This is a genomic window from Streptomyces sp. NPDC026417, assembly GCF_055567695.1.
This window is the reverse complement of the sequence record NZ_JBVHPY010000075.1, coordinates 1-5,903: the sequence shown is the minus strand read 5'-3', so window position 1 is coordinate 5,903 and position 5,903 is coordinate 1. Positions and strand designations below refer to the sequence as shown.

Genomic DNA, 5,903 nt, shown 5'->3' with positions numbered 1-5,903 from the left:
CCGCGTCTACCCGGTCGTCTTCATCGACTGCATCAACGTGAAGATCCGCGAGGGACAGGTCGCCAACCGGCCCATCTACATGGCTCTCGCAGTCAATCGTGCGGTTGTGGGAGAACGCATGGGCGGAGTTCGTGCCGTTCCTGCAGTTCGACGCGACATCACCGCCAGGTAGACGCACTTCAAGGCCGCGTTCTCGGAGGGGAAGTGGCCACGAGCCCTGACCGCCCGGCGGATCCTCGCGTTCCCGACTCGATCGCGTTGGTAGTGCAGATGATCCGGCGGATCTCGCCAGTGCTTGGCACCCTCCCCGCCTTCGCCGCCGGCCCACAGGCCGAGGATGTCGCGGTGGCCTTCGGCGGCCCTCGACCCGACCGGCACCGGCCGCAAACGCTGGACTAGCCGCTGGAAGCGGGCCCTGCAGGCCTTCGACATCGCCTTCGACGGCCGCCTCACCAACAACCACATTTGACCCAGCAACCAAGCTAGTTACACCGTTTACTGGACAGACCCTCGGCGCCAGGTTGACCAGTGCAGGATGTGGTCGATCGGGGTGGGCGGCGGTCGGTGAGGCGGGTGATCAGGCGTCGGATCTCGGCGAGGCTGAGGTGGATGAGCTGGGAGGATCCGTTTCTGCTTTGTCCGTGTCCAGCTGTCGGGCCCCTAGGACGGTCGGGCAGGTGTGGGCGGCCATGGCCAGGGTCATGTGGCGGTGCCAGCCGGGGTAGCGGCGGACCTGGTAGTGGTCCAGTCCGCACTCCTGCTTCGCGGTCTGGAAGCATTCCTCGACCGTCCGGCGGCTGCCCGTTATGCGGATGAGCCCGTCCAGTGTGGTGCCGGCGGGGCAGTAGGCGATGTAGTAGGAGATTTCCTCGGGTCTGCTGACGCTGCGCGGGCGAGGACCCAGTGCCGGCGGTCCTCGCGGTGCCCAGGGCCTCACCTCGACGCGAGCCCAGTCGTAGATTCTCCGGCCGTGGGCTCCCTCGCCGCAGGAACGGCGTTTCCACTTCTGCCGCGGCAGGCCGGGAAACAGGTCGTGGACGGGGTGGTCGATGGACCAGCGGGTGACGACGGTGCCGTGCCGGGTGGTGGCCATGACGGGGAAGACGTCGGCTTGTTCCAGCTCGAAGCGCCAGCCCTTGCTGTAGCCATAGGCGGCGTCCGCCGTCACCCAGCCGAACGGGATCTTGTCGGCGATGGCCCGGCGGACCATCGCCTTGGCCACCTTCGTCTCGAAGGCGACACTGTCGGCGACGCCGGCCCGGCGGCAGCGGTCCCGGTCGTCCGTCCAGGAGGTGGGCAGATACAACCGCCGGTCGATCAGAGTGCGTCCGCGGCCGGTGGCGTAGGCGAGGAACACACCGATCTGGCAGTTCTCGGTGCGGCCGGCGGTGCCGGAGTACCGCCTTTGCACCCCCGGCCGAACGGACGCCCTTCTTCAAGAACCCGTGTCATCGACGATCAGGACGGCGCCCGGGCTCCGAGGTGTTCCACGACATAGTCGCGTACGTCGTCCAGGACCTCCTCGGCATCCCACTCGATCGGGGGTTCAGCAGCCGGTGGATGCGGTCGGAGCCCGCATGGCCGGCCTCTTCCGCAAGCGTCCAGCCGTTCTTCCGCTCCAGCGGAACAACCAGCCCACGCATGTAAGCCAGCGCCGACTGCCGCGGCTCCTCACGGTTGAACCGGTGCACGAACCGCTCATGCAGAGCACCCAGTTCACCCACCCACAACCTGACATCAGCAAGGTCCCCACCCATGACCACACCAACGAACGACCTAGCCAGCAGTCACAGCAAAGACCGTTGCAGTACTAGGCCAGGCTCGGGACGATCAGCGCGGCAACGGCAAATCGGTCCACCGCGCTGCGGAAGAGGGTGCCGACCTGGCCCGCAAGAGCCGGAGCCTGCCGCTGGAGGGCCGGGTCCTGCTGTGGTGGCCGCGTACTGGCGCACGAACCTCCCCCTGCGCCAACTCGCCCCGTTTTCGAGGTGTCGAAGTCCGCGGCCGATCGGATTGTCGACCGCCTCGCACTCGCGCTCGCCCTCCAGCCCCGCAGACGGTTCAGCAAGGACACCGTCCTGATCGTGGACGGATCGCCTTTACGGCGCCGGCGACGAATACTCTTGCAGGCTGTGTGGCCCACAGTGCCCATCACGGAGTCCATATGAGCGACAAAGCGGCCCGTCCGGACGCATTCCAAGAGCAGCGCCTGTCGCGAACGGTCAGTCGAACATTACGGCGAGGCGAAGACCTCCGTGCGGTGGATCCTAGACAGCCCCACCGACATCGGAGGTCTTCACTGTGTTCAAAAACCCGCTAGTGGCAGAAAATGAGGATCACCTGAAATGGTCCAGTGTAACAGATCCTGGCGACGAGCGTGCGTTGTTGCACTTGCTAGTGCCGGAATGAAACGGGGCTAATAATGAACCTTAGGGGATGACACTACGGCGCTTGCATAGTCGACGCCGATCGGACTTACCACCTTTGCGTCCACGTCACCCGTAGCCCAGTAATTCGATGAATTACCCGGTAGAACCTTCTCCGAGCAGACCTTATCCTGCTTGGGCTGGATTACATCATAGTGACACTTTGTTACGAATTTACCATTGCTCAAAAGTGTGACATCGACGTTCACCAGAAGTGAATCCGACGACTTATTTCGAACGACGGAGTATACGGAAACGTAAGAATTTGCAATTGATGTGCAGCTCTTCGTAGTCATTTCCCAGTGGTACCCAAGGCCAGCCAGAGGGGTCTCGCTACTGCAAGCAGAGAAAGAGGAGTCGGCCGCAGCTGGCTGAATGCCGACCAGCGTTGTGACGGCAATCGCAGAAGAGGCGACAATTGCAGAAGCAAGTCGCCCGGCGAGTGTGTGAATCATTTCTTTCCTTCTCTTCGAATGGAAGCTTCACGCTTGTGCGTGCCGAAGCTCCCAATCCACTTTTAATTACTATTGACCGGAGCGTAGATTTTCTCAGGTTGCAGCTAGGGCGGAGGTTGAGAGTAAGTCGTTCGCTTTAAGGGGAACCACACCTCGACTAACGGCTAACTGGCGCCTACGTGCGGGGCAAGGAAGCCGCCTTTCTTAGCGGCGGCCCCCAGGCGCTCACCCGGAATCCCAACGACTGCCGGGCTTGAGTTTTAAGTCCGGCACCGACCGAGCTTGCCGCGGCGCACCGACCATCGCCGACGGCAGATATCAGGGCACCGACTCTCATCCCGCGCACCAAATAGCGAGGTCAGACCCGCCTTACCATGCGGCAGGAAATCGTGCCAGCCGAACAAGCCTTGTTGGCCAGGATTACTTCCAGTGTCGTTTTGCTGGCAGCCAATCTACCTCATGGCCCCGCAGGTAAGCGGGTCATAAACTCGGCAAATATGGGTGCGCCATTCTACCTAGTCGGGCGTGATAAGAGTTTACCGACCGCGGTGCGCTCAGCCTGGAGGGCCTCGGTGACCGCCGCGTCGATCTCCAGATCGGCGGCGTCGGTTGCGTACCCCGCAGGTCGTCGGCGTCGATAGCATCACCAGCGCCCCACCCCTGGACAAGGTCCTTATCGGCCTTCTAATGACTTCCCGCATCAACCCATACGAGACTGACATCATTAGCCATACCGCAAGGACTCCGAGAAACCGGAATATTAGCGCAGTGGCGAGTTGATCGGCAGTCACAATGCCCCCTGTATTCACATTCACCGCTTGCCATCTTGTCCCACCGAGACGCCTTTCGCGCGAGTAGTCAATACTCATTTTCACATTCACAGTTATTGACTAGTGATCACATCACCCAAATGCTGATTCGGTGTCAAAATAACCATCCGTAGCGCGCGTCAGTCTGGACGAGCAGAGCAGGGCTTACGGTACCCACCCATATCAGGACAGCACCCCATACTGTCACCATCGGGGAAGAAACTTCGTCGCCGGTCACCACAAGAACCATGCCCGTACGGCATATGGCTGTACTAGTGGCGCCAGCTGTCTGGGATGCGGCCGCCGTCGCGCGCGCCTATCAACCGGCGTGCGGCCAGCGATAACGCGTTGATGCAGGTGCGACGTCGGCGCTTTTTCGCACCCTCGAGGCGGGCGGCCAAGATGCACGCCGCCCGCCGGATTGCCCCTGACCCGGCGAACCGGCTGCCGGGGAGTCCGCCGTCTTCCACGAATTCACCCGCCGCACCCCTTGCGGGCCCACCCCGGCCATGCGGTCGCAACGGTGGTGAATCTAACTGGCACGCCGATCAGGTAACGAGTTCAACGGCGCAGTCTTGCCCTGCCCGAGCTCGGCCGTCTGGGCACTGCACACCACCAGCGGCTTCGAGATCGACCTCGGCGGTGCCACGGAAACGTGCCGGTTCTTCTCCGCGCTGCAGCCGGCCGATCTGATCGACCTCGCACAGTGCCCGCAAGCCGGACCAGCCCCGGACACCACGCGCTGAGCTGGTCGAACTGGCGCCGCCTACTCGGCTCGCCAGCGGCGGACCCACTTATGGGCCGTGATGCGCGATATTCCCATCTCGGCGGCCACGTGCGCGATGAGGGGCCCGAACGGACCCGTTCGACGAGCAGTCGCCTGCCGTGAACGGTCAGCCGGGCATTATGGTGGGACACGAAGACTTCCGTGCGGTGCAGTCCTAGACAGCTCCACCACACCGGAGGTCTTCGCCATGATCAAGCCCCGCCAGCGTTAACAACGCTCGTGAGCAATACACCCAGAGCGTGTCTCTATGGTGGGCTGGTCAGTTGATCGGACATGTCCATCCGGTTAGTGATCACTGATGCGATGTGGGATCGGATCGAGCCGCTGATGCCGGCACATCCGGTCCGGTCGGCGATGGGCCGACCACCGCCGCACCTTTGAGGCCATTGCGTGGAAGTACCGCACCTGTTCGCCCTGGCGGGACCTGCCCGGGGAACTCGGCTCCTTCCAGACGGCCCACAAACGCCTCATCAGGTGGGCCGTCGACGGCACCTGGGCACGGATCCTGGCCGCCGTCCTGGCCACCGCCGACGCCGATGACGACGTGGAATGGACGGTCTCGGTGGACTCCACCATCTGCCGAGCTCATCACCACGCGGCTGGGGCTGTGAAAAAGGGGCTGCGCGACGGTCAGAACCCGACGACCACGCACTCGGACGTTAACCAAGCACGGCCGTTGGCCCTCTACGTCACCGTTGGTCAGGCGGGTGATGCTCCGGCATTCGAGGCTGTCATGGCCAGGATCCGCGTCCCCCGACGCGGACTCGGCAGGCCCCGGACTCGACCGGAGATCGTCCTCGCGGACCGCGCAAACGGGGCCCTGATCGAAGGCGGCCCCGAGGCAACAGGTGACCGGCGTGTGATTGCCCTGGACAAGGCCAACTGTAAGGTCTATGGGCTCGGTCTTCGACCTTCGGTCCAATGCCCTACACCCCGCCGGATGGGGCTTGGCTAACGGTGCGGGGCTACCTGTGCTGCCTGGACTCGCCCGCTACGACGAGGCAGCCAGTGGTGTCAGCAACCATGCCCTTGGAATCACCGTCCCCGAGAGCAACGCAGCCGCTCTGTGGCCCGCCCTCCGCAACCAAAAGGTCGGGACCGCCGGCCCTGGGCAGCCTCCGATGGGCCTGCGCCTGCGGCTCCAGACGGGGGTCGATATCTCTCAGCTTCCGCCCCAGGCCCGCGCGATCGCGCAGGCACTCAAGCCATACGGTGCGATGGTCACGGATATCGGCAGTGCCTGGTACCTCAATGGTACCCAGGATCCGCCGACTCCGGAGCCGCGAAGACGCCCTGACACGATGCCTCGTCGGGTCAGACCATGGTCAGCGCTTAGTACTCCAGCAGCGGTTCGTGTCCTGAGCTGCGTTTTCGGTAATGGCAGTGGCGGGCGACCGCCTGGCGGCGTCTTCTCCAGGTCGACCAC

2 protein-coding genes and 7 pseudogenes are annotated in these 5,903 nt (G+C 63.5%); 6 read left to right on the top strand and 3 right to left on the bottom strand.

The features are described 5' to 3' along the window. A pseudogene (locus tag ACZ4NT_RS38525) lies at positions 1–94 on the top strand (transposase); the annotation flags it as partial. Here the strand turns inward: ACZ4NT_RS38525 and ACZ4NT_RS38520 are convergent. Further along, positions 76–287, bottom strand: a pseudogene (locus tag ACZ4NT_RS38520) (transposase); the annotation flags it as partial. The pseudogenes ACZ4NT_RS38525 and ACZ4NT_RS38520 overlap by 19 nt on opposite strands. A gap of 50 nt (positions 288–337) precedes the next feature. Between ACZ4NT_RS38520 and ACZ4NT_RS38515 the strand changes: the two are divergent. Beyond that, the gene (locus ACZ4NT_RS38515; RefSeq protein WP_467730077.1) at positions 338–469 is read left to right on the top strand and encodes a hypothetical protein; all 132 of its coding nucleotides are present in this window, start codon (positions 338–340) and stop codon (positions 467–469) included. Between the two features lie 108 nt (positions 470–577). On the opposite strand, the pseudogene ACZ4NT_RS38510 reads toward ACZ4NT_RS38515, so the two are convergent. After that, positions 578–1,757, bottom strand: a pseudogene (locus ACZ4NT_RS38510) (IS701 family transposase). On the opposite strand from ACZ4NT_RS38510, the pseudogene ACZ4NT_RS38505 reads away from it, so the two are divergent. Both ACZ4NT_RS38505 and ACZ4NT_RS38500 read left to right on the top strand, forming a co-directional pair. After that, positions 1,756–2,096, top strand: a pseudogene (locus ACZ4NT_RS38505) (helix-turn-helix domain-containing protein); the annotation flags it as partial. The pseudogenes ACZ4NT_RS38510 and ACZ4NT_RS38505 sit on opposite strands and share 2 nt — an antisense overlap. 2,169 nt (positions 2,097–4,265) lie before the next feature. Further along, the gene (locus ACZ4NT_RS38500) at positions 4,266–4,436 is read left to right on the top strand and encodes a hypothetical protein (protein WP_467730075.1); all 171 of its coding nucleotides are present in this window, start codon (positions 4,266–4,268) and stop codon (positions 4,434–4,436) included. Positions 4,437–4,459: 23 nt separating this feature from the next. Here ACZ4NT_RS38500 and ACZ4NT_RS38495 read toward each other — a convergent pair. After that, positions 4,460–4,608 (bottom strand): annotated as a pseudogene (locus tag ACZ4NT_RS38495) (leucine zipper domain-containing protein); the annotation flags it as partial. A gap of 142 nt (positions 4,609–4,750) precedes the next feature. Here ACZ4NT_RS38495 and ACZ4NT_RS38490 point away from each other — a divergent pair. Both ACZ4NT_RS38490 and ACZ4NT_RS38485 read left to right on the top strand, forming a co-directional pair. Further along, positions 4,751–5,096, top strand: a pseudogene (locus tag ACZ4NT_RS38490) (transposase); the annotation flags it as partial. 48 nt (positions 5,097–5,144) lie between these two features. Then, positions 5,145–5,288, top strand: a pseudogene (locus ACZ4NT_RS38485) (IS5/IS1182 family transposase); the annotation flags it as partial. Positions 5,289–5,903 lie beyond the last annotated feature (615 nt).

What these genes read in the sequence shown, in the direction of transcription:
- ACZ4NT_RS38515 (WP_467730077.1), top strand. Translation starts at nt 338, where the DNA reads ATGTCGCGGTGGCCTTCGGCGGCCCTCGACCCGACCGGCACCGGCCGC.